Annotated in this window: 21 protein-coding genes; 8 read left to right on the forward strand and 13 right to left on the reverse strand. The window is 71.6% G+C overall.

Annotated features, from left to right (window positions below):
• The first annotated feature begins 3 nt into the window (after positions 1 to 3).
• Positions 4 to 630: a uridine kinase family protein gene (locus ABEA42_RS12340; RefSeq protein WP_345503691.1), complete on the forward strand. Its 627-nt coding sequence runs from the start codon at positions 4 to 6 to the stop codon at positions 628 to 630.
• A gap of 3 nt (positions 631 to 633) precedes the next feature.
• Here the strand turns inward: ABEA42_RS12340 and ABEA42_RS12345 are convergent, their stop codons facing one another.
• The 12 genes from ABEA42_RS12345 to ABEA42_RS12400 form a co-directional block, all read right to left on the reverse strand.
• Positions 634 to 1,824, reverse strand: coding sequence for an adenosine deaminase (locus tag ABEA42_RS12345; RefSeq protein ID WP_345503693.1), 1,191 nt, complete (start codon positions 1,822 to 1,824; stop codon positions 634 to 636).
• Entirely contained in the window at positions 1,821 to 2,183 is a 363-nt protein-coding gene (locus ABEA42_RS12350; RefSeq protein ID WP_345503695.1) for a cupin domain-containing protein, read from the reverse strand. The genes ABEA42_RS12345 and ABEA42_RS12350 overlap by 4 nt, the downstream gene beginning before the upstream one ends.
• 9 nt (positions 2,184 to 2,192) lie before the next feature.
• Positions 2,193 to 3,482, reverse strand: coding sequence for a thymidine phosphorylase (locus ABEA42_RS12355; RefSeq protein ID WP_345503697.1), 1,290 nt, complete (start codon positions 3,480 to 3,482; stop codon positions 2,193 to 2,195).
• A gap of 139 nt (positions 3,483 to 3,621) precedes the next feature.
• Positions 3,622 to 3,930, reverse strand: coding sequence for a hypothetical protein (locus ABEA42_RS12360; RefSeq protein WP_345503698.1), 309 nt, complete (start codon positions 3,928 to 3,930; stop codon positions 3,622 to 3,624).
• A gap of 158 nt (positions 3,931 to 4,088) precedes the next feature.
• Positions 4,089 to 4,523 carry a cytidine deaminase gene (locus ABEA42_RS12365; protein ID WP_345503699.1) on the reverse strand — a complete coding sequence of 145 codons (435 nt, stop codon included), beginning with the start codon at positions 4,521 to 4,523 and terminating at the stop codon, positions 4,089 to 4,091.
• A complete protein-coding gene (locus ABEA42_RS12370) occupies positions 4,523 to 5,788 on the reverse strand; it encodes an ABC transporter permease (RefSeq protein WP_345503700.1) in 1,266 nt (421 codons plus the stop codon). Before ABEA42_RS12370 ends, ABEA42_RS12365 begins: the two co-directional genes overlap by 1 nt.
• Positions 5,785 to 6,903: an ABC transporter permease gene (locus ABEA42_RS12375; protein WP_345503701.1), complete on the reverse strand. Its 1,119-nt coding sequence runs from the start codon at positions 6,901 to 6,903 to the stop codon at positions 5,785 to 5,787. The genes ABEA42_RS12370 and ABEA42_RS12375 overlap by 4 nt, the downstream gene beginning before the upstream one ends.
• Complete coding sequence (locus ABEA42_RS12380; RefSeq protein WP_345503702.1) at positions 6,900 to 8,483, reverse strand: ABC transporter ATP-binding protein; 1,584 nt, start codon at positions 8,481 to 8,483, stop codon at positions 6,900 to 6,902. The genes ABEA42_RS12375 and ABEA42_RS12380 overlap by 4 nt, the downstream gene beginning before the upstream one ends.
• Before the next feature lie 140 nt (positions 8,484 to 8,623).
• Positions 8,624 to 9,670, reverse strand: coding sequence for a BMP family lipoprotein (locus ABEA42_RS12385; RefSeq protein WP_345503704.1), 1,047 nt, complete (start codon positions 9,668 to 9,670; stop codon positions 8,624 to 8,626).
• A 126-nt stretch (positions 9,671 to 9,796) separates the two neighbouring features.
• Positions 9,797 to 11,014 carry an amidohydrolase gene (locus ABEA42_RS12390; protein ID WP_345503706.1) on the reverse strand — a complete coding sequence of 406 codons (1,218 nt, stop codon included), beginning with the start codon at positions 11,012 to 11,014 and terminating at the stop codon, positions 9,797 to 9,799.
• Positions 11,015 to 11,138: 124 nt separating this feature from the next.
• Positions 11,139 to 12,734, reverse strand: coding sequence for an acyl-CoA mutase large subunit family protein (locus ABEA42_RS12395; protein ID WP_345503708.1), 1,596 nt, complete (start codon positions 12,732 to 12,734; stop codon positions 11,139 to 11,141).
• Between the two features lie 76 nt (positions 12,735 to 12,810).
• Positions 12,811 to 13,305 (reverse strand): GbsR/MarR family transcriptional regulator, encoded by a 495-nt coding sequence (locus tag ABEA42_RS12400; protein ID WP_345503710.1) that lies wholly within the window; start codon positions 13,303 to 13,305, stop codon positions 12,811 to 12,813.
• A 54-nt stretch (positions 13,306 to 13,359) separates the two neighbouring features.
• Between ABEA42_RS12400 and ABEA42_RS12405 the strand changes: the two genes are divergently transcribed.
• Both ABEA42_RS12405 and ABEA42_RS12410 read left to right on the forward strand, forming a co-directional pair.
• Entirely contained in the window at positions 13,360 to 14,289 is a 930-nt protein-coding gene (locus tag ABEA42_RS12405; protein ID WP_345503712.1) for an ABC transporter ATP-binding protein, read from the forward strand.
• A complete protein-coding gene (locus tag ABEA42_RS12410; RefSeq protein WP_345503714.1) occupies positions 14,286 to 15,905 on the forward strand; it encodes an ABC transporter permease in 1,620 nt (539 codons plus the stop codon). Before ABEA42_RS12405 ends, ABEA42_RS12410 begins: the two co-directional genes overlap by 4 nt.
• Before the next feature lie 212 nt (positions 15,906 to 16,117).
• Here the strand turns inward: ABEA42_RS12410 and ABEA42_RS12415 are convergent, their stop codons facing one another.
• The gene (locus ABEA42_RS12415; protein WP_345503716.1) at positions 16,118 to 17,239 is read right to left on the reverse strand and encodes a mannose-1-phosphate guanylyltransferase; all 1,122 of its coding nucleotides are present in this window, start codon (positions 17,237 to 17,239) and stop codon (positions 16,118 to 16,120) included.
• Positions 17,240 to 17,339: 100 nt separating this feature from the next.
• Here ABEA42_RS12415 and ABEA42_RS12420 point away from each other — a divergent pair, with 100 nt between their 5' ends.
• The 5 genes from ABEA42_RS12420 (at position 17,340) to ABEA42_RS12440 (ending at position 22,093) form a co-directional block, all read left to right on the forward strand.
• Positions 17,340 to 18,479, forward strand: a complete 1,140-nt coding sequence (locus ABEA42_RS12420; protein WP_345503718.1) for a glycosyltransferase family 4 protein — start codon at positions 17,340 to 17,342, stop codon at positions 18,477 to 18,479.
• 169 nt (positions 18,480 to 18,648) lie between these two features.
• Positions 18,649 to 19,026 carry a succinate dehydrogenase, cytochrome b556 subunit gene (gene sdhC / locus ABEA42_RS12425; RefSeq protein ID WP_345503720.1) on the forward strand — a complete coding sequence of 126 codons (378 nt, stop codon included), beginning with the start codon at positions 18,649 to 18,651 and terminating at the stop codon, positions 19,024 to 19,026.
• Between the two features lie 10 nt (positions 19,027 to 19,036).
• Complete coding sequence (locus ABEA42_RS12430; RefSeq protein WP_345503722.1) at positions 19,037 to 19,516, forward strand: succinate dehydrogenase hydrophobic membrane anchor subunit; 480 nt, start codon at positions 19,037 to 19,039, stop codon at positions 19,514 to 19,516.
• A 28-nt stretch (positions 19,517 to 19,544) separates the two neighbouring features.
• Positions 19,545 to 21,329 (forward strand): succinate dehydrogenase flavoprotein subunit, encoded by a 1,785-nt coding sequence (gene sdhA / locus ABEA42_RS12435; RefSeq protein ID WP_345503724.1) that lies wholly within the window; start codon positions 19,545 to 19,547, stop codon positions 21,327 to 21,329.
• On the forward strand, positions 21,329 to 22,093 hold the full coding sequence (locus ABEA42_RS12440; RefSeq protein ID WP_345503726.1) for a succinate dehydrogenase iron-sulfur subunit: 765 nt from the start codon (positions 21,329 to 21,331) through the stop codon (positions 22,091 to 22,093). The genes sdhA and ABEA42_RS12440 overlap by 1 nt, the downstream gene beginning before the upstream one ends.
• Positions 22,094 to 22,102 lie beyond the last annotated feature (9 nt).

Here is a 22,102-nt window from a genome sequence, read left to right on the forward strand (position 1 = left end):
CCCTTGGCTGCTGTCGACCCGGCCGGCGCCACCACCGCCCGGGTGGTGGTCCTCGCGGGGCCGAGCGGTGCCGGCAAGTCCCGTCTCGCCGAGCGGCTGCACGACGCGCACGGCTGGCCCATCGTGCGGCTCGACGACTTCTACCGTGACGAGGACGACCCGGCGATGCCGCGCAGCGAGGAGCTGGGCATCGTCGACTGGGACCACCCCGACTCCTGGAACCGGGGCCTGGCCGTGCAGGCCCTGGGCACCCTGGTCGCGACCGGGTCGGTCAGCACCCCCGTCTACGACATCTCCCTGAGCCGGGCGGTCGCCTCGGCCACGGTGCAGGCCGGTCCGCACGACCTCGTGCTGGCCGAGGGGATCTTCGCGGCCGAGATCATCGACGACCTTCGCGAGTGCGGGCTGCTCGCCGGGGCGTACTGCGTGCACCACCGGCCGTTCGTCACCTTCGTGCGCCGGCTGGCCCGCGACCTGCGTGAGCGCCGCAAGCCCCCGTGGACGCTGGTACGGCGCGGCCTGGCCCTGATGCGCGCCGAGCCTTCCGTGATCGCCCGGCAGGAGGCGCTGGGCGCCACACCGGCCCGGGCCAAGGACCTCGAGCCCCTGCTGTCCGCCCTGGCCCGCTGAGGCTCAGGCGGTCGGCGTCTGCAGCAAGGCGTCGTAGCCGGGCTTGACCACGCCCTCGATGATCGCGAGGCGCTCGTCGAAGGGGATGAACGCCGACTTCATCGCGTTGATGGTGACCCAGCGCAGGTCCTCCATGGTCCAGCCCGCCTCGTCGACGAGCAGGCCCATCTCCCGCGACATCGACGTGCCGCTCATCAACCGGTTGTCGGTGTTGACGGTGACCCGGAAGCGCAGCCGCTTGAGCAACGTGATCGGGTGCAGCGCCACGGACTCCGCCGCGCCGGTCTGGACGTTGCTGCTCGGGCACATCTCGAGCGGGATACGGGTGTCGCGGACGTAGGCGGCGAGCAGGCCGAGGTAGATGTCCTCACGGTCGGCAGCGAGCGCCTTCGCGGGGTCGGCGGCGAACGGACGGTCGTTGACGAGGATGTCGTCGACGATCCGCACCCCGTGGCCGAGCCGGTCGGCGCCACACCACTGGATGGCCTCCCAGATGCTCGGCAGCCCGAACGCCTCACCGGCGTGGATCGTGAAGTGCGCGTTCTGGCGACGGAGGTACTCGAAGGCGTCGAGGTGCCGGGTGGGCGGGAAGCCCGCCTCGGCCCCGGCGATGTCGAACCCCGCGACGCCCTGGTCGCGGTAGCGCACGGCGAGCTCGGCGATCTCGGTGCTCTTGGCCGCGTGGCGCATCGCCGTCAGCAGCGCGGTGACCCGGATGGGGGTGCCCGCGTCCGCGGCCTCCTTCTCCCCCTGCCGGAACCCGTCGTTGACGGCCTCGACGACGTCCTCGAGCGCCAGCCCGGCGGACAGGTGCTGCTCGGGTGCGTAGCGGCTCTCGGCGTAGACGACGCCGTCCGCGGCGAGGTCGAGCACGCACTCCTTGGCCACCCGGCGCAGGCCGTCGGCCGTCTGCATCACGGCGAGGGTGTGGTCGAAGGTCTCGAGGTAGCGCACGAGCGAGCCGGAGTCGGCGCTCTCGCGGAACCAGGTCCCGAGGCTCTCCGCATCGGTGGCCGGCAGCGCGTCGTACCCGACCTCGTCGGCGATCTCCACGATCGTCTGCGGGCGCAGGCCGCCGTCGAGGTGGTCGTGCAGCAACGCCTTGGGCGCACGCAGGATCTGGTCCCGGACAGAACCCGGCTCGGATGCGGTCGCGCCCGTGTCGTCGCCCTTGTCCTTGCGGCCGAAGATCATTCGCCCTCCTCCTCGCGCCCGACGGTCTCGGGCGAGAACGCCGGCAGGCACACCGCGACGTACTCGGCACCCTCCGGCCCGGTCGAGTAGCGGATCCGCTCCCCCGCCCTGGTGACGACGCTCTGGCCTGCCTCGACCCGCAGCCGGCCGCCGTCGTGGTCGAGCAGGACCGCACCGGCGAGGACGAGGGTGATCTCGTCGAACTGCGGCGTCTGGAACGGCTCGGTCCAGTCGGCCGGAGCCCTCATGTGGGCGACCGAGACCGCCTCGGAACCGGTGTTGACCCGGCCGACGTGCTCGTCGATGACCTTCCCTCCGGGGACGGGGATGGTCGTGGGCGTCGTGATCAGCTGTGGCACGGACCCACCCTAGGAGATCTTCTCGATGACCAGCGGCAGCAGGTCGGGCCGGCTGCCCTCGGGCGCGATGGTGAACGCGCCGTCGAGGGACTCCAGGGCCCGCTCGAAGCGCTCGGGGGTGTCGGTGTGGAGGGTCAGGAGCTTCTCGCCGGCGCGTACGGTGGCGCCGGGCTTGGCGTGCATCTCGACACCGGCCCCCGCCTGCACCGGGTCCTCCTTGCGGGCGCGGCCGGCGCCGAGGCGCCAGGCCGCCACCCCGACCTTGAGGGCGTCGAGCTCGGTGAGCACGCCGTCGGCGGGGACGAGCACCTCGTGGGTCTCCCTGGCCACCGGCAGCGTCGCGTCGGGGTCACCGCCCTGGGCGCGGATCATGGCCTTCCAGGCGTCCATGGCCCGGCCGTCCTTCAGCGCCTCGGCGGGGTCGACGTCTCCACGTCCTGCAGCGGCGAGCATCTCGCGGGCCAGGGCCAGGGTGAGCTCGACGACGTCCTCGGGTCCACCGCCCGCGAGCACCTCGACCGACTCGCGCACCTCGAGGGCGTTGCCTGCGGTCAGGCCCAGCGGCACCTGCATGTTGGTCAGGAGCGCAACGGTGTTGACGCCGGCGTCGGTGCCGAGGTCGACCATGGTGCGCGCGAGCTCGCGGGCGTCCTCGACCGTCTTCATGAACGCCCCACTGCCGACCTTGACGTCCAGGACCAGTGCGCCCGTGCCCTCGGCGATCTTCTTGCTCATGATCGACGACGCGATGAGCGGGATCGCCTCGACCGTGCCGGTGACGTCGCGCAGGGCGTAGAGCTTCTTGTCGGCCGGGGCCAGCCCGTCGCCGGCGGCGCAGATCACCGCCCCGACGTCCTCGAGCTGGCGCATCATCTCGTCGTTGCTCAACGCCGCCCGCCAGCCGGGCACCGACTCGAGCTTGTCGAGCGTGCCACCGGTGTGGCCGAGGCCGCGACCCGACAGCTGCGGCACCGCGACCCCGCACGCGGCCACGAGCGGGGCCAGGGGAAGCGTGATCTTGTCGCCGACACCGCCCGTCGAGTGCTTGTCGGCTGTGGGCCGGGACAGCGCCGAGAAGTCCATGCGCTCACCGCTGCTGATCATCGCCGCGGTCCAGCGGGCGATCTCGCGACGGTTCATGCCGTTGAGCAGGATCGCCATGGCCAGACTCGACATCTGCTCGTCGGCGACGGCACCACGGGTGTAGGCGTCGATGACCCAGTCGATCTGGGCGTCGGACAGCTCCCCCCGACCCCGCTTGGTGATGATGACGTCCACGGCATCGAAGCGCTCACTCATGCGCTCATCGTGTCAGACGCCCGCGGTCCGGTCAGCCACGCCGTCCGGTGGCGCCGACGCCGCAAACGGCACTCCTCCGGTACCGAATGCGACCGTTCGTGGCCTTCATGCCACGACGACCGCCTTCTGTGCAGCCGGGTCACGCCCGGGAGAAGTGGAGCCGCCACTCGTCGCTGGTGACCCGCACCCGTACCCCGCGGGCGACCAACGCCGCCGGGGCCACCCCGCCGAGGAGCTCCGCAGCCGTGTGGCGCGCCGCGACGGTACCCACTGGCGCGAGGCGCAGCGCGGCCAGGGCACGCACGCGCAGCCGTGGTGCGTCGTGGGCCCGCGCGTGCACGTCGTGGAAGACCCGCCCGAAGGCCGGACCCCGGAGGCGCCCCACGCTCACCCCTGCCGCAATCGCCTCCGCGCGTGTGAACACGAGCGGCAGGGGTGCGGCATCCATGCCACGAGCCTGCCCGTTGAGGGGAGGAGGGTCCGAAGGTCATCCACAGGCGCGAGGCCTGCGAGCCACGAACGGTCGCCCCACCGCCCCGTTCACCGCCGTTCGTGGCCTCCGGGCCGCGAACGCCGACGCTGCGGTACGGGTCGAGCGGACCGGCGTCAGGCGGGCGGGGCGGCGATCGAGAGGTTGTCGGGTCCGAAGGCCTGCGGCAGCACCGCGCTCATCGGCAGCACTCCCTCCGGGGTGAGCAGCAGGCAGTCGGCACCGCCGTGCTCCCAGAGCAGCTGCCGGCAGCGTCCGCACGGCATGAGCGGCTCGCCGTCACGCCCGACGCACGAGACCGCGACGAGACGCCCCCCGCCCGTGGCCACGAGCTCGGACACCATGCCGCACTCGGCGCACAGGGCCACACCGTACGCGGCGTTCTCGACGTTGCAGCCCACGACGACGCGCCCGTCGTCGACGACGCCGGCAACCCCGACCGGGAACCGGGAGTACGGCGCGTACGCCCTGCCCATGACCTCGATGGCCCGGGCGCGCAGGGCGTCCCAGTCGACCTCGGGAGCGCCCTGCGCCGCGGCGTCGGCCGCCACTACTGGCCCTCGCCCTTGCGGTAGATCTGCCCGTCGGCCGCCGGCATGCGCAGCCGCTGGGAGGCGAAGGCGAGCACGAGCAGCGTGGTGACGTACGGCGTGGTGCCGGTGAGCTCGGCGGGCACCGCGTCGGCGGCGAGGTACCACCAGCCGACGAGCAGGCCGACGACCACGGCGAGCACTCCCTGCACCGTCCGGCGGTTGCGGACGACCTGCCAGATGCCGACCGCGACGAGGATGACGGCGAAGAGCAGGAGGAAGGCGTGCACGTTGCCGCCACCGCGCAGCTGCACGGCGTCGGTGTAGCCGAACAGGCCTGCGCCGGCGAGCAGGCCACCAGGGCGCCAGTTGCCGAAGATCATGGCGGCGAGGCCGATGTAGCCTCGGCCGCCGGTCTGACCGTCCCGGTAGATGTTCGCGGCCACGATGGCGAGGAACCCGCCACCGAGGCCGGCGAGGCCACCGGACACGAGCACGGCGAGGAACTTGTAGCGCAGCACGTGGACGCCGAGCGACTCCGCCGCCACCGGCGACTCACCGACGGACCGCAGCCGCAGGCCGAACGACGTGCGCCACAGCACCCACCACGTGCCGACGAACAGCAGCACGGCGATGATCGTGAGGACCGACAGGTTGGTGCAGACGGCGCGCAGGATCGCCGCCAGGTCGCTGACGAGGAACCAGTGCTTGCGCTCCAGGGTGCCGAGGCCGTCGGAGACGCCGGGCACGGTGAAGTCGGGCAGCGGGTCGATGGTCGGCGACTGCGTCGGGCCGCCACCGGGCTTGCCGGTGAAGAACCGCACCGAGAGGTACTTCGCGACGCCGAGGCCGATGATGTTGATGGCCACACCGGAGACGATGTGGTCGACGCCGAAGGTCACGGTGGCGAGCGCGTGGATGAGGCCGCCGAACATGCCCATGACGATCGCACCGGCGACCCCGGCCCACGGGCCCCACTGGTAGCCGCAGAAACCGGCCCCCCAGGTGCCGAGGATCATCATCCCCTCGAGGCCGATGTTGACCACGCCGGCCCGCTCGGACCACAGGCCGCCGAGGCCGGCGAGGCCGATTGGCACGGCGAGGCCGATGGCCGCCGCGAGGGCGCCCGAGGACGCGATGTCGTTGGCACCGGTCACCACCCGGAGCACGGCGATCACGGCCAGCGCACCGACGGCGACCACCGCCCACTCACGAAGGCCGAGGCGTCGCCGCGGCGGACGGGCGGTCACGGTCGTGGTGCCGACCTCGAGTCCGGCGGCGCTCATGCCGAGGCTCCTTCCGTGGCTGCGTTGGCGTGTCGCTGGGCGGCCAGCTCCCGGGCCACCCGCTGCTGCTCGAGCCGCAGGTCGGTGCGGCGGATCAGCTCGTAGGCGATGACGACGGCGAACAGGATGACGCCCTGGATGATGTAGACGATCTCCTGCGCCACGCCCACGCCGATCTGCAGGGCGTTGGACTGGATGTCGAGGAAGGCCCACAGCAGCGAGGCGACGGCGATGCCGATGGGGTTGTTGCGGCCGAGCAGGGCGATGCCGATGCCGGCGAAGCCGAGCCCCGACTGGATCGTCGTGCCGTAGTTGTGGTCCTGGCCGAACAGCTGCGGCATGCCCACCAGGCCGGCGAAGGCACCCGAGGCGATCATCGCGGTCATGACCATGCGGGGCACGTTGACCCCGCTGGCGACGGCGGCGGACTCGGACCGGCCCGTCGCGCGCAGGTCGTAGCCGAACCGCGTGCGGCCGAGCACGAACCAGTAGACCAGTCCGACGAGGACGGCGAGCACGACCAGCGTGAAGACGCGGTTGGTCGCGCCGGGGATGAGCTTGAGGCCCTCGAGCTGCGAGGACTCGGGGATCGTCTTGGTCTCGGTGATGTTGCTGCCCTCGGAGCGCTGCGCGACCTTGGCGAACAGCCAGCTCACCACGCCGGTGGCGATGGCGTTGAGCATGATCGTGGAGATCACCTCGGAGACGCCGCGCTTCACCTTGAGGTATGCCGCGATGCCGGCCCACAGGCCGGCCGCGACCATGGCCACGATGATGGCGACCACGATGTTGAACACCCCGGGCAGCCACGCCTGGCCGGCGAAGACGGCAGCGGCGAAGACGCCCACGCGGTACTGGCCGTCGACGCCGATGTTGAACAGGTTCATCCGGAAGCCGACCGCGACCGCGACCGCCGACAGGTAGTAGACCGTCGCGGCGTTGATGATCTGGACGGTCTGCCGCGGCTTGGGCACGTGCAGGATCGTCTTCCACACGTCGAGCACCGGGTCACCGAAGAGGGTGAGCACGAGCGAGGTGATGAGGAAGGCCACGACCAGGGCGAGCAGCGGGGCCGCGAGCGCGAGGCCGATGCGGCGCGGGCTGAGGCGGTTCATCGGGTCTGCTCCTTCTCGCCGGCGCCCGTCATGGCGGCGCCGAGGTCCTCGGCGGTCACCTCGTCGGGGTCGAAGTCGCCGGACAGCTGGCCGCGCAGGATCACGCGGATGGTGTCGGACAGGCCGATGAGCTCCTCGAGGTCGGCCGAGATCAGCAGCACCGCGAGTCCCTCCCTGCGGGCCGCCCTGATGTGGTCCCAGATCGAGGCCTGGGCGCCGACGTCGACGCCGCGGGTCGGGTGGGCCGCGATGAGCACCTTCGGCGAGTGGCTCATCTCGCGACCGATGATGAGCTTCTGCTGGTTGCCACCGGACAGAGAGCCGGCGGTGACGAAGATCGAGGGGGTGCGGACGTCGTACTCCTTGACGATCCGCTCGGTGTCGGCCTTGGCCGAGGCCGCGTCGATGAGCTGGCCCTTGACGTTGGGTCGCTCGGTCTGGTGGCCGAGCATGCGGTTCTCCCACAGCGGCGCCTCGAGCAGCAGGGCGTGGCGGTGGCGGTCCTCGGGGATGTAGCCGACGCCGGCCTCGCGGATCTGCCGGGTGCCCCAGTCGGAGATGTCGCTGTCGCCGAGGAACACCCGGCCCGAGGAGGGCTCGCGCATGCCCATGATCACCTCGACGAGCTCGGCCTGGCCGTTGCCCTCGACGCCCGCGATGCCGAGGACCTCACCGGCGTGGATCGTCAGCGAGATGCCGTCCAGGACCGGCCGGCCGCCGTCGCCGCCGCCCAGGACGAGGTCCTCGACCCGCAGCAGGACCCGGTCGGTGACCGTGGACTCCTCGGTGGTCGGCGAGGGCAGCTCGGACCCGACCATGAGCTCGGCGAGCTGCCGGGCGTTGACCGAGGACGGGTCGACCGTGTCGATCGTGGTGCCGCGCCGGATGACGGTGATCGAGTCGGCGACCTTGAGCACCTCGTCGAGCTTGTGGGAGATGAACAGGACGGTGACGCCCTCGTCCTTGAGGTCCGCGAGCTGGCCGAACAGCTCGTCGACCTCCTGCGGCACGAGGACGGCCGTGGGCTCGTCGAGGATGAGGATCTTGGCGCCGCGGTAGAGGACCTTGAGGATCTCGATGCGCTGACGGGCGCCGACGCCGAGGTCGCCCACGAGGGCGTCGGGGTCGATGCCGAGCTTGTAGGTGTCGGAGATCCGCTGGACCTCGCGGCGGGCCGCGTCACCGATGCCGTGGAGCTTCTCCGCGCCCAGGACGACGTTCTCGAGGACGGAGAAGTTGTCGGCGAGCATGAAGTGCTGGAACACCATGCCGATGCCGGCGGCGATGGCGTCCGCGGGCGAGTGCAGGTTGACGACGTTGCCGTCGACCTTGATCGTCCCCTCGTCGGGCCGCTGCACGCCGTACAGGATCTTCATGAGGGTCGACTTGCCGGCGCCGTTCTCCCCCACGATCGCGTGGACGGTCCCACGGCGCACCGAGAAGGTGACGTCCTTGTTGGCGACCACGCCGGGGAAGCGCTTGGTGATGCCCTCGAGCTCGACGGCCGGGGCTCCCGAGGCGGTGGTCTGCGTCAGCGGTGGGGAGGCAGTGATGGCGACACTCCTGGTCCGGGCCCGCATCGGTGCGGGCGGTTCGGCGCATTGGGTGGGCATACCGGGCGCGCGGGTTCGGGGACGGCGGGGACGTGGTGCGGCAGACGCACACGGCCCGGGTCAGACGCTACCGCGCCGCCCGGGCCGTGAACGACCACCTGGGTTGATCAGGGGGTGGTGGGCACCTTGATCTTGCCGTCGATGATCTGCTGCTTGAAGTCGTCGAGCTTGGTCTTGATGTCGTCGACCTGGCCACCGGTGGTGGCGTAGTCCACGCCGCCGGCCTTGAGGTCGTAGACGTTGTTGCCGGTCAGCTCCTTGCCGTCCGCGGCCGACTTGATGAAGTCGTAGACGGCGACGTCGACCTTCTTGATCATCGAGGTCATGATGACCGGGCGGACGTCCGCGGGGGCCGTGAGCGCCTGGTCGGAGTCGACACCGATGGCGAGCTTGCCGGCCGCCTTGGCAGCCGTGAAGACGCCACCGCCGGAGCCACCAGCAGCGTGGTAGACGATGTCCGCCCCGCCCTGGTACATGCCCTCGGCCGCCGTCTTGCCCTTGGCCGGGTCACCGAAGCCACCGAAGTCCGGCGGCTGGGTGAGGTACTGGCTGTCGATCTTGATCTTGGGGTTGACCGCCTTGGCACCGGCGATGTAGCCCGCCTCGAACTTCTTGATGAGCGGCACGTTGACGCCACCGACGAAGCCGATGTGGCCCGTCTTGGACTTCAGCGCGGCCGCCGCGCCGACGAGGAACGAGCCCTCGTTCTCGGCGAAGGTGATCTGGTCGACGTTGGCGCCCTTGGAGTCGGGGGACGCGTCGTCGACGATCGCGAAGTGGACGTCGGGGTTGGCCTTGGCGGCCTTGCCCACGGAGGCGGCGTAGGCGAAGCCCACCGCGACGACGTGGGTGTAGCCCGCGTCGATGAGCTGCTGGAGGCGCTCCTCGCGGGCGGCCTCGTTCTCGCCGTTGACGGCTGCGGCTTCCTTGATCTGCACGCCCAGCTCGGACTTCGCCTTGTCGAGGCCGGCGGCGGCGGAGTCGTTGAACGACTGGTCGCCGCGTCCACCCACGTCGTAGGCCATGCCGACCTTGAGGTCGCTCTTCTTGCTCGAGCTGGAGCTCGAGCCGCTGGAGCTGGGCTGGTCCGAGCCCGAGTCACCACACGCGGCGAGCGTCAGTGCTGCCACCGACACGACCGCTGCAACCTTCATCGTGTGACGCAAGGCTGTCTCCTGTTCTTTGGTATGCATGAGGCGCAGTGGTGCGCCACTAGGGCGTGAGGATAGCCGCAAGAACTGCGGTGTCTCAGGGCCTTCGGTCACACATCTTGCAAACCGTTACCGATCCGCGACTGACCGTTCCGGGGCGGCCTTGACCACACCCGCCATTACCGCCCCAGCCAGCAGCCGGGCGCCCTGCACGACCGATCCCTCGTCGACGACGAGGTCGCCCTGGTGGAGGTCGTAGGTGTGCCCGCCCGGGCTGCGGGTACCCAGCCGGGCCATGGCGCCGGGCACCTCCCGCAGGTACCAGGCGAAGTCCTCGCCGCCGAGGGACTGGGGCGTCCCGACCGGGCTCAGCCCCATGCCCTCCGCCGCGTGGCGCAGGACCTCGATGGCCTCCTCGTCGTTGACCACGGGGGGCACGCCCTGGATGTGCTCGAGGACCGCCGTGACGGCGTACGGCGCCACGACGTGCTCGACCGCCTCCGCGAGCAGCGGGCCCACGGTCGTCCAGGCGGTCGCGTCGAGCATGCGCAGGGTCCCGGCGACGGTGCCGCTGGAGGGGATGACGTTGGCCGCCTGGCCTGCGTGCACCTCGCCCCAGACGAGCGCGAAGGCCGTTCGGGGGTCGAGGCGCCGCGACAGCACGGCGGGGAGCTCGGTGACGACCTTGGCGAGAGCGAAGGTGAGGTCCTCGGTGAGGTGGGGTCGGCTGGTGTGGCCGCCACGACCGCTCAGGTGCACGACGACCCGGTCGGCCGCCGCGGTGATCGCGCCGTCGCGCAGGCCGACGCTGCCCACGTCGAGACTGGGGTCGCAGTGCACGGCGAAGATGGCGTCGACACCCTCCAGCGCCCCGTCGGCGACGAGCTCGACGGCGCCCCCGGGGATGACCTCCTCGGCCGGCTGGAAGAGCAGGCGCACCGCGACGCCGCGCTCGCGCAGCCGGTCCTCGTGGGCCTTGAGGGCCAGGGCGGCGCCCACCGCAGCGCTGACGTGCACGTCGTGGCCGCAGGCGTGGCAGATGCCCTCGGTCCTCGACGCCCACGCGAGCCCGGAGCGCTCACCGACGGGCAGTGCGTCGAGGTCGGCGCGCAGGGCGACGCGGTAGGCCGGCTGCTCCGCGCCGAGGTCGGCGACCAGCCCGCTGACGGGCAGGCGCCGGGTGCGGATCCCGGCTGCCTGCAGCCTCGCGTCGACCAGCGCGGTGGTCCGCACCTCGCCCCGGGACAGCTCGGGGTGGGCGTGCAGGTCCCGCTGCAGGTCCTGGAGCTCGGGGGCGAGGGCGTCGATGGTGTCGCCGAGGTCGGAAAGCAGCAGGTTGTCGCTCATGTCACGGCGCACTCTACTCGCGCACCCCCGACCCGACGCCCGGGTCGCGGGACGGCAGGATGCCCGGGTCGCCGACGGCCGAGACCCGGGTCGCCGGAGTGCAGGAGCGGGTACGGCGCCGGGGTCAGAAGGTCTCGCGCGGCACGTACAGGCCCCAGACGTCGCGCAGCGCGTGGCTGACCTCGCCACCGGTGGCGCGCAGGCGCAGGGCTTCCTTCATCGGGTAGAGCAGGTTGTCGGTGCCACGGGCTGCCGCGCGCACGGCCTCGAGGGCGCGCTCCACGGCCTCGTTGTCGCGCTCGGCCCGCAGGGCGGCGAGGCGCTCGCGCTGGTCGTGCTCGATCTGCGGGTCGACGCGCAGCGGCTCGTACGGCTCCTCCTCGTCGAGGGCGAACCGGTTGAGCCCGACGACGGTGCGCTCCTTGCTGTCGATCTGCAGGGCGATGCGGTAGGCGGAGCGCTCGATCTCGGACTTCTGGAAGCCCTGCTCGATCGCGGCGACCGCTCCCCCACGGTCCTCGACGGCCTGGATGAGCTCGAGCGCGGCCGCCTCGACGTCGTCGGTCATCGACTCGACGACGTAGGAGCCCGCGAACGGGTCGACGGTCTTCGTCACGTCGGTCTCGTAGGCGATGACCTGCTGGGTGCGCAGGGCCAGCCTGGCCGCCTTCTGGGTCGGCAGGGCGATCGCCTCGTCGAAGGAGTTGGTGTGCAGCGACTGGGTGCCCCCGAGGACGGCGCCGAGCCCCTGCAGGGCCACGCGGACCAGGTTGACCTCGGGCTGCTGCGCGGTCAGCTGCACCCCGGCGGTCTGGGTGTGGAACCGGAGCATCTCGCTCTTGGGGTTCTTCGCCCCGAACTCCTCCCGCATGATCCGCGCCCAGATGCGCCGGGCCGCACGGAACTTCGCGACCTCCTCGAGCAGGGTCGTGCGTGCCACGAAGAAGAAGGACAGCCGGGGCGCGAAGTCGTCGACGTCGAGACCGGCGGCGATGGCGGCGCGCACGTACTCCTTGGCGTTGGCGAGCGTGAAGGCGATCTCCTGCGCGGGCGTCGCCCCGGCCTCGGCCATGTGGTAGCCGCTGATGGAGATGGTGTTCCAGCGCGGCATCTCTTTGGCGCAGTAGGCGAAGATGTCGCTGATGAGGCGCAGCGACTCCTTCGGCGGGTAGATGTAGGTGCCGCGGGCGATGTACTCCTTGAGCACGTCGTTCTGGATCGTGCCCGCGAGCGCGGCAGGATCGGCACCGTTCTCCTCCGCGACGAGCTGGTACATCAGCAGCAGCGTCGACGCGGGCGCGTTGATGGTCATCGACGTCGACAGCTCCCCGAGCGGCAGGCCGCCGAAGAGGGTGCGCATGTCGTCGATCGAGTCGATGGCCACCCCGACCTTGCCGACCTCGCCGTGCGCGATGGCCTCGTCGGAGTCGTAGCCCATCTGGGTCGGCAGGTCGAAGGCCACGGACAGGCCGCCGGTGCCGTTGGCGACGAGCTCGTGGTAGCGCTCGTTGCTCTCCTTGGCGGTGCCGAACCCGGCGTACTGGCGCATCGTCCAGGGCCGGCCCGTGTACATGTTGGGGTAGACGCCGCGGGTGTAGGGGTACCGGCCCGGCTCCCCCAGCTGCTCGGCCGGGTCGAACCCGGCGAGGTCGTCCGCGCCGTACACGGCCTTGATCGGCAGGTCGGACTCGGAACGGGCTTCGGGGACGTCAGCGGCCATGGGAGCCACGATAGTGAGCCGGTACGCCGCGTCGCTGCGGCGCGTGGCCCACCTCACCGTGCGTTCGGTCACCCGGCTACAGGCCGAGCTCCGCCCTGCGCCGGTCCCACCGCTCCGAGAGCTGCTCCATCTCCTCGGTGACGAACTCGAGGAACGCCACGCTCAGCGCCAGCCGCGCCCCGGCGCCGGACCCGGCGCCCCCGACCTGGTCGACGCCCTCACGCAGCGTCTGCGTGAGCGGCGCGTAGGTCGAGGAGGAGCTCATCATGACGTCGTGCCAGGCGTCGTCGGCGACGACGTAGACGTCGCGCCGGCTCCCGGGCTCGCGCTCCCGGTGGATCATCCGCATCTGCTGCAGCGCGCGCACGGCTCCCGAGACCGAGGCCGGGCTCACGGCAAGGGCCTCCCCGATCTCGGCCGCGGTCATGCGGCCGTCCTCGTCGGCGAGCAGGCAGGCGAAGACGCGAGAGGGCAGCCGCTGCATACCGGCCGCGGTGAGCTCGGACCCGAACCGCTCGACGAACCGCTCCCGGCCCCCTTCGGGTCCCTCGTCCTGTCGCCGCCTCGTCATGCCGAACAGTTTAGAGCATTCAGAATCTTCTGAAAATTGCGTACACTCGTGGTCATGGCAGCTGTCCTCGAGGCCACCGGCCTGCGCAAGTCCTTCGGCTCCACCGTCGCCCTCGACGGGCTCGACCTCACCGTGCACGAGGGCGAGGTGCACGGCTTCCTCGGGCCCAACGGGGCCGGGAAGTCCACCACCATCCGCATCCTGCTGGGCCTGCTGCGTGCGGACGCCGGCTCGGTGCAGCTGCTCGGGCGCGACCCCTGGCGTGACGCCACGGAGCTGCACCGGCAGCTCGCCTACGTGCCCGGCGACGTCGTGCTGTGGCCGAACCTCACCGGTGGCGAGGTGATCGACCTGCTCGGCCGGCTGCGCGGCGGCGTCGACACGGGGCGGCGCGACAGCCTGCTCGAGCTGTTCGAGCTCGACCCGACCAAGAAGGGCCGGTCCTACTCCAAGGGCAACCGCCAGAAGGTCGCCCTCGTCGCTGCACTGGCCAGCGACGTCCCGCTCCTCGTCCTCGACGAGCCGACGTCGGGGCTCGACCCGCTCATGGAGAAGGTGTTCGAGGAGCAGGTTGCGCAGGCGCGGGAGCAGGGGCGCACCGTCCTGCTCTCGAGCCACATCCTCTCCGAGGTCGAGGCCACCGCCGACCGGGTGAGCATCGTGCGGGCCGGGCGCATCGTCGACTCGGGGACGCTCACCGACCTGCGCCACCTCACCCGCACCAGCGTCAACGCGACCCTCGCCCGCACCCCCGACGTCGCGGACGTCAGCTCCTGGCCTGGGGTGTCAGCAGCCAGGCTCGACCGCGACCGCCTCCTGCTCTCGGTCGAGTCCAGCGCGGTCGGCGACGTCGTCCACCGCCTCGGCGCCCACGGCATCCTGGCGCTGACGTGCCAGCCGCCCACGCTGGAGGAGCTGTTCCTCTCGCAGTACCGCGACGACGTCGGCGCCGCTGCGTCCCGTGGCGAGGAGGTCAGGGCGTGAGCACCTTCGCCGGCACGTGGCCGCTGCTGCGGCTCGCCTGGCGGCGGGACCGCTGGGTCGTCACGGCCAGCGTGGCCGCCCTCGTCCTCACCGCCTACTCCTCGATGGCGGCGACCCTCGACCTCTACCCCACCGACGCCGAGGCCGCGGCAGGCGCCCGGGTCATGGCCGACAACCCCTCCATCACCGCGCTCTACGGCCCGCTCCCCTCGCTGACCGCCGCCGCGGTCGGGGTGCTCAAGACGATCATGCTGGGGAGCCTCTTCACCGCCTTCCTCGCGTTCGCGCTGGTGCGCCGCCACACGCGTACCGAGGAGGAGGAAGGACGGTTCGAGCTGGTGGCCGGTGGCGTCGTCGGTCGCCGTGCACCGCTGGCAGCCGCAGTGCTGCTCGCCACGGCGGCGGTGCTGGCGACCGGGGGGCTGTCCGCGCTGAGCCTGGTCGGGACGGACGTCGACGCCACGGGCTCGCTGGCCCTCGGGGTCGTCGAGGTCGTCGCCGGCCTGGTGATGGTGGGCATCACCGCCGTCGCCTGCCAGCTCACCTCGACCGCGCGCGGGGCCGGCGGCCTGGCCCTGACGACGCTGCTGCTCGCCTTCGTCGTCCGCGCGGTCGCCGACACCTCGTCGAGCAGCTCGTCCGGCACCTCGACCGCCGGTGCGAAGGGTCCGGACCTCGCGTACGCGTCGTTCCTCGGGTGGGCCGAGCGGGTGAGCCCGTTCGGGGAGAACCGGCTGTGGCTGGTGCTGCCCGCCGTCGCGACCATGGCGGCCCTGCTCGTCGTCGCCGACCTCCTGCTCCAGCGCCGCGACCTCGGCTCGGGGCTGTTGGCCGCACGCCCCGGGCCGTCCCGCGCATCGTCCGTGCTCGGGTCACCCCTGGGGCTCGCCTGGCGGCTCCAGCGCGGCGCCGTGCTGGGGTGGACGATCGGCTACGCCGTCCTGGGGCTCGTCGTCGGCAGCATCGCCCGGTCCGTCGACCAGATCGCCAGCAGCCCGGGCATCGCCGAGATGTTCCGCAAGCTGAGCGGAGGACACGGCAGCCTGCTCGAGGTCTTCTTCGGCACCGAGATCCGGTTTCTCGCCGTCGGGGCCGCGGCGTTCGGCATCGCCACCTCGCTCCGGCTGCGCTCGGAGGAGGCTGCCGGGCGCGCCGAGGTGGCCCTCGCGACGAGGGTGGGTCGCTGGACGTGGCTGTCGAGCCACGTCCTCGTCGCCGTGCTCGGGTCCCTGTGGCTCTTGGTCGTCATTGGGCTGTCGGCGGGCCTGTCCGGAGGCGCGGTCAGCGACGTGGGGGTGGCGCAGGTGCTGCCCGCCGCCCTGGCCACCGCGCCTGCGGTGCTCGTGTGCGTCGCCCTGACCGTGCTGCTGTTCGGGCTCGTGCCGCTGTGGACGCCCGCAGCCTGGGGACTGCTCGCGGCATTCGTCCTCATCGGCGAGCTGGGGCCGCTCGTCAGCCTGCCCGGCTGGGCGATGGGCCTGTCACCGTTCGACCACCTCGGCAGCCTGCCCGGTGGCGACGCCGACGTCGCCGGACTCGTCGGGCTGCTCGTGGTGGCGCTGGTCGCCGGCGCGACCGGGTACGCCGCGTTCCGGCGCCGCGACCTCGTGACCTGACCGAGCCCACCACCGCGCCCCGAAGTCTGGGACTTCGGCGCATGACGCCGCTTCTTTGGCCCGAAGTCTGGGACTTCGGCGCATGACCCCACTTCTAGACCCGAAGTCTGGGACTTCGGCCCATCACGCCGCTTCTTGGCCCGAGGTCTGGGACTTCGGCGTATGGCGCGGCCCTAAGGCCCGAAGTCTGGGACTTCGGGCAGCGACGGGGCTCAGGTGAGGTCGGTGCGGCGCTGGACCCTCAGCTGCTCGACGACGCCCTTGACGTCCTGGGCACGCTCGCGCGACATGACGAGCAGCGCGTCCGGGGTGTCGACGACGACAACGTCCTCCACCCCGACGAGCGCGACCAGCCGGCCGCTCGCGGGTACGACGACACCCGTCGAGTCGACGAGGCGCACCTGCGACGCGTCGCCGAGCACCTGCACGCCCGGCATGCCCACCGCGTCCTCGAGCAGCGCGCCCAGCGAGGCGAAGTCACCCACGTCGTCCCAGCCGAACCCGCCCGGCACGACCGCGACCCGTCCCTCGGCGGCAGCGGGCTCGGCGACGGCGTGGTCGATGGCGATCTTCTCCAGCCCAGGCCACACCTCGTCCAGGCGGCTGGGGTCGGCAGCGAGGTCGCGCAACCCAGCGGCGAGGTCGGGGTGCCACTGCGCCAGGAGGTCGAGCAGCACGGTGGCGCGCACGACGAACATGCCCGCGTTCCACCGGAACCGGCCCGTCGCGAGGTACGTGCGCGCCCGTTCGCGGTCCGGCTTCTCGACGAACTGGCTGACCGCGTGCGCCGGGCCGTCCCCGAGCCGGTCGCCCAGCTCGATGTAGCCGAAGCCGGTCGCCGGATGGGTCGGCTCGATGCCGATGGTGACGAGGTGCCCGTCAGCGGCGGCAGCCACGGCACTGCTCACGCACTCGCGGAACGCGTCCTCGTCACCGATGACGTGGTCGGCCGCGAACGAGCCGAGCACGGCCTCGGGGTCGCGGGCCTCGAGGACCGCTGCCGCCCAGCCGATGGCCGCCATGGAGTCGCGCGGTGAGGGCTCGGCCAGGAGCTGGTCGGGCGGCAGGTCGGGCAGCTGGTCGCGGACCGCCTGGACGTGCGCGGTCCCGGTGACGACGAGCACCTGCGGCCCCGTCAGGGGCGTGAGCCGGTCCCAGGTCGCCTGGAGCAGCGACCGGCCGGAGCCCGTCAGGTCGTGCAGGAACTTGGGCGACCGCTCCCGCGACAGCGGCCACAGGCGGGTGCCCGCTCCCCCTGCCGGGATGACGGCCCAGAAGTGCTCGTGGGGGGTGGTCGGGGCCGCGCTGCCCGGGCGCGTGGCTGGACTCGACATGGCGCGAACGGTAGCCGACGCACCCCGTGGCCACCTGCCGCTCACCTGACACACCCCGCGTCGTCACGGGCCCCACACCGCGCCCGCGCACGCTGGTCCCGTGCGCGTCGCCATCGTCACCGAGTCCTTCCTCCCGAGCGTCAACGGCGTCACCACCAGCGTGTGCCGGGTGCTCGAGTGCCTGCGCGACCGCGGCCACGAGGCGGTCGTGCTCGCGCCCCGGCCCGCCCCCGGGAGCTGGGCCGGGTACCCGGTGCTGGGCCTCACGTCCGTACCGGTCCGCCAGTTCCCCGTGGGGCTGCCCACCGGCGAGGTCGACGCGGCCCTCGCCGGCTTCCGGCCGGACGTGGTGCACGTCGCCTCGCCGTTCGTGCTCGGGGCCGCGGCCCTCACGGCGACGGCCAGGAGGGGAGTCCCGTCCGTCGCCGTCTACCAGACCGACGTGCCGAGCTACCTGGCCCAGCACGCCCCCGGCCCCGTCGGTCGCGGGGCGGCCCGGGCGGCCTGGCGGTGGGTCCGCCACGTGCACGGCCTGGCCGACCGCACCCTCGCACCGTCCTCGGCCGCCCTGGCTGAGCTGGCCGGTCACCAGGTGCCACGCACCGCGCTGTGGACCCGTGGCGTGGACGCGGCGACGTTCCACCCGTCCTGGCGCGTCGACGCCGGCACCCGAGCCCTGCGGCGCGCGCTGGCGCCGCGCGGCGAGGTCCTCGTCGGCTACGTGGGACGGCTCGCCCCCGAGAAGGAGCTCCCCCGCCTCGCCCGGCTGGCCGGGCTGGCCGGCACCCGCGTCGTGGTCGTCGGCGACGGCCCGAGCCGCACCGAGGACGCGGCCCTGCTCGCCGCGGCCGGGCTGGACGTGGTGTTCCTCGGCCGGCGGGACGGCGACGACCTCGCCCGGGCGTATGCGGCACTCGACGTCTTCGTGCACACCGGCACCCGCGAGACCTTCGGGCAGACGCTGCAGGAGGCAGCGGCCTCGGGGCTGCCCGTCGTGGCCCCGGCGCGGGGAGGCCCGCTCGACCTCGTCGACCACAGCCGCACCGGCCTGCTGTTCGACCCCGACTCCGCCGACGGGCTGCGCGACGCGGTCGCCCACCTCGCCGGCGACCGGGCCAAGCGGGAGGCGCTCGGCCGAGCAGGGAGAGCCCGGGTGGAGCGGCGGTCCTGGGCCGGCGTCACCGACGAGCTGCTCGGTCACTACGCGCAGGTCCGCACGTCCCGTACCGCAGCCCGTTGAGCGCGCCGGCCGCGCAGGGTACCCACCGGTAACCCGGCTTGTCTGGTTTCTCACAGCAGGGCCGCGCGCGGCCGACCTGCGGCGACAGATAACCTGACGGACGAAGAACGGCCATCGACGCTCTGCGCGACTCGCCGTGACCGATCTCCTGCTTCGAAAGGGACGCGCAGTGGCGCAGGCAGCCAACGGGACCCTCTACCGCGGCCGCGAAGGCATGTGGACGTGGGTGGCCCACCGCATCAGCGGCGTACTGATCTTCCTCTTCCTCTTCGCGCACGTGCTCGACACGGCGCTGGTACGGGTCTCCCCCGACGCCTACAACGAGGTCATGAGCGCCTACAAGAACCCCGTCGTGGGGCTCGCGGAGGCCGGCCTCGTCGCCGCCGTGATCTTCCACGCGCTCAACGGCCTGCGGATCATCGCGGTCGACTTCTGGGCCAAGGGCCCGCGGTACCAGCGGCAGATGTTCTGGGCCGTGGTCGTCGGCTTCGTGGTGCTCTTCGCGCCCTTCGCGATCCGCCACCTGACCGTCGTCTTCACGCACTGAGAGGCTGATGATGAGCGCCACCACCAGCGAGAGCACCAACTACCACGCCGGTCCGGACGCGGTCTCCGCGAAGACCTCGCGCTACCGCCGGGTCTCCAAGGGCCGCGGCAACTTCGAGCTCTGGTCCTGGGTCTTCATGCGCGGCAGCGGCGTGCTGCTGCTCGTGCTGGTCTTCGGCCACCTGTTCGTCAACCTCATGCTCGGCGAGGGCATCCACGGCGTCGACTTCGCGTTCGTCGCCGGCAAGTGGGCCAGCCCGTTCTGGCAGACCTGGGACCTGCTGATGCTGTGGCTCGCCGAGCTGCACGGCTTCAACGGCGTCCGCACGATCATCAACGACTACACCGAGAAGGACAGCACCCGCTGGGTCCTCAAGGGCCTGCTCGTCGCGAGCGCCGCCCTCGTCCTGGTGCTCGGCACGCTGGTCATCTTCACCTTCGACCCGTGCGTCGACCCCTCCTCGACCCTCTCCGTGTGCACGGCACGATGACCCCGGAACACCGAAGGAACCAACCCTGATGCAGACGCACAAGTACGACGTCGTCATCGTCGGTGCCGGCGGCGCCGGCATGCGCGCGGCCCTGGAGTCCTCCACCCGCACCCGCACCGCGGTGCTGACCAAGCTCTACCCCACCCGCTCCCACACCGGCGCGGCCCAAGGTGGCATGTGCGCCGCCCTCGCCAACGTCGAGGAGGACAACTGGGAGTGGCACACCTTCGACACCGTCAAGGGTGGCGACTACCTCGTCGACCAGGACGCTGCCGAGATCATGTGCCGCGAGGCCATCGACGCCGTCATCGACCTCGAGAAGATGGGCCTGCCGTTCAACCGCACGCCCGAGGGCAAGATCGACCAGCGCCGCTTCGGTGGCCACACGCGCAACCACGGTGAGGCCGCGGTCCGCCGCTCGTGCTTCGCCGCCGACCGCACCGGCCACATGATCCTCCAGACGCTCTACCAGAACTGCGTGAAGCAGGGTGTGGAGTTCTTCAACGAGTTCTACGTCCTCGACCTGCTGATGAACACCGGCGCCGACGGCGTCGAGCGCGCGGCCGGCGTCGTCGCCTACGAGCTCGCGACCGGCGAGATCCACGTGTTCCAGGCCAAGTCCGTGGTCTTCGCGACGGGCGGCACCGGCAAGGTCTTCAAGACGACGTCCAACGCCCACACCCTCACCGGTGACGGCATGGGTGTCGCGTTCCGCCGCGGCATCCCGCTGGAGGACATGGAGTTCTTCCAGTTCCACCCGACAGGCCTCGCGGGCCTGGGCATCCTGCTGTCCGAGGCGGCCCGTGGCGAGGGCGGCATCCTGCGCAACGCCGACGGCGAGCGCTTCATGGAGCGCTACGCCCCCACCATCAAGGACCTCGCCCCGCGCGACATCGTCGCCCGGTCGATGGCCAACGAGGTGCGCGAGGGCCGCGGCGCCGGCCCCAACAAGGACTACGTCCTGCTGGACCTCACCCACCTCGAGCCGGCGCACATCGACGCCAAGCTCCCGGACATCACCGAGTTCGCGCGCACCTACCTCGGTGTGGAGCCCTACACCGAGCCCGTGCCGGTCTACCCCACCGCGCACTACGCGATGGGTGGTGTGCCCACCAACGTCGAGACCGAGGTGCTGCGCAACAACACCGACGTCGTCCCCGGCCTCTACGCCGCCGGCGAGGTCGCCTGCGTGTCCGTGCACGGCTCGAACCGCCTCGGCACCAACAGCCTCCTCGACATCAACGTCTTCGGCCGCCGCGCCGGCATCGCCGCCGCGGAGTACGCCGCGAACGCCGCCTGGGTCGAGCTCCCGGCCAACCCGGCGTCGCTCGTCGACGGCATGGTCGAGGGCATCCGCGGCCGCGAGAGCGGCGAGCGGGTCGCCGACCTCCGCCGTGAGCTGCAGGAGACCATGGACCGCAACGTCCAGGTGTTCCGCACCGAGGCCTCCATGAAGGAGGCCCTCGGCGTCATCGACGAGCTCAAGGAGCGCTACGCCAACGTCGTGGTGCAGGACAAGGGCCGTCGCTACAACACCGACCTGCTCGAGGCCGTGGAGCTCGGGTTCCTCATCGAGCTGGCCGAGGTCATCACCCTCGGCGCGCTCGCGCGCAAGGAGTCGCGCGGCGGCCACTTCCGCGAGGACTACGAGGCCCGCGACGACGTCAACTTCATGAGGCACACGATGGCCTACCGGGCCCCGCTCGCGGGCGAGGGGTTCGGGGCCGAGTCGGCGCTGTTCGCCGACGAGGTGCGCCTGGACTACAAGCCCGTGACCGTGACCCGCTACCAGCCGATGGAGCGCAAGTACTGATGACTGCCACTGCCGAGAAGCAGACCACCGAGGAGAAGAAGGCCGGGGCCGTCCCCACCTTCACGGTGACCCTGCGGGTCGCGCGCTACAACCCCGAGACCGACTCCGAGGCCCACTTCGAGGACTACCAGGTCACCGCGCACGCGACCGACCGCGTCCTCGACGCCCTGCACCAGATCAAGTGGGAGCAGGACGGCTCGCTGAGCTTCCGCCGCTCGTGCGCCCACGGTGTCTGCGGCTCGGACGCCATGCGCATCAACGGCAAGAACCGGCTCGCCTGCAAGACGCTCATCAAGGACGTCAACCCGGACAAGCCGATCACCGTCGAGCCGATCAAGGGCCTTCCCGTGGAGAAGGACCTCATCGTCGACATGGAGCCGTTCTTCGACGCCTACCGCGAGGTGATGCCGTTCCTCATCACCACCGGCAACGAGCCCACCCGCGAGCGCATCCAGAGCCAGAAGGACCGCGACCGCTTCGACGACACGACCAAGTGCATCCTGTGCGCCGCGTGCACGACGAGCTGCCCGGTGTTCTGGAACGACGGCCAGTACTTCGGCCCGGCGGCGATCGTCAACGCGCACCGCTTCATCTTCGACAGCCGTGACGAGGGTGGCAGCCAGCGCCTCGAGGTGCTCAACGACAAGGAAGGCGTGTGGCGCTGCCGCACCACCTTCAACTGCACCGACGCCTGCCCCCGCGGCATCCAGGTGACCCAGGCGATCCAAGAGGTCAAGAGAGCCCTCCTCACCAGCCGTTTCTGAGGCACACTT

Origin of the sequence: Pedococcus ginsenosidimutans (genome assembly GCF_039544395.1) — a bacterium.
Classification (GTDB): Bacteria; Actinomycetota; Actinomycetes; order Actinomycetales; family Dermatophilaceae; genus Pedococcus; species Pedococcus ginsenosidimutans.

What these genes read in the sequence shown, in the direction of transcription:
- ABEA42_RS12355 (WP_345503697.1), bottom strand. Translation starts at nt 3,482, where the DNA reads ATGAGTGAGCGCTTCGATGCCGTGGACGTCATCATCACCAAGCGGGGT.
- ABEA42_RS12380 (WP_345503702.1), bottom strand. Translation starts at nt 8,483, where the DNA reads ATGCGGGCCCGGACCAGGAGTGTCGCCATCACTGCCTCCCCACCGCTG.
- ABEA42_RS12400 (WP_345503710.1), bottom strand. Translation starts at nt 13,305, where the DNA reads ATGACGAGGCGGCGACAGGACGAGGGACCCGAAGGGGGCCGGGAGCGG.
- ABEA42_RS12385 (WP_345503704.1), bottom strand. Translation starts at nt 9,670, where the DNA reads ATGAAGGTTGCAGCGGTCGTGTCGGTGGCAGCACTGACGCTCGCCGCG.
- ABEA42_RS12370 (WP_345503700.1), bottom strand. Translation starts at nt 5,788, where the DNA reads ATGAGCGCCGCCGGACTCGAGGTCGGCACCACGACCGTGACCGCCCGT.
- ABEA42_RS12430 (WP_345503722.1), top strand. Translation starts at nt 19,037, where the DNA reads ATGAGCGCCACCACCAGCGAGAGCACCAACTACCACGCCGGTCCGGAC.
- ABEA42_RS12360 (WP_345503698.1), bottom strand. Translation starts at nt 3,930, where the DNA reads ATGGATGCCGCACCCCTGCCGCTCGTGTTCACACGCGCGGAGGCGATT.
- ABEA42_RS12375 (WP_345503701.1), bottom strand. Translation starts at nt 6,903, where the DNA reads ATGAACCGCCTCAGCCCGCGCCGCATCGGCCTCGCGCTCGCGGCCCCG.
- ABEA42_RS12390 (WP_345503706.1), bottom strand. Translation starts at nt 11,014, where the DNA reads ATGAGCGACAACCTGCTGCTTTCCGACCTCGGCGACACCATCGACGCC.
- ABEA42_RS12440 (WP_345503726.1), top strand. Translation starts at nt 21,329, where the DNA reads ATGACTGCCACTGCCGAGAAGCAGACCACCGAGGAGAAGAAGGCCGGG.
- ABEA42_RS12405 (WP_345503712.1), top strand. Translation starts at nt 13,360, where the DNA reads ATGGCAGCTGTCCTCGAGGCCACCGGCCTGCGCAAGTCCTTCGGCTCC.
- ABEA42_RS12395 (WP_345503708.1), bottom strand. Translation starts at nt 12,734, where the DNA reads ATGGCCGCTGACGTCCCCGAAGCCCGTTCCGAGTCCGACCTGCCGATC.
- sdhA (WP_345503724.1), top strand. Translation starts at nt 19,545, where the DNA reads ATGCAGACGCACAAGTACGACGTCGTCATCGTCGGTGCCGGCGGCGCC.
- ABEA42_RS12415 (WP_345503716.1), bottom strand. Translation starts at nt 17,239, where the DNA reads ATGTCGAGTCCAGCCACGCGCCCGGGCAGCGCGGCCCCGACCACCCCC.
- ABEA42_RS12345 (WP_345503693.1), bottom strand. Translation starts at nt 1,824, where the DNA reads ATGATCTTCGGCCGCAAGGACAAGGGCGACGACACGGGCGCGACCGCA.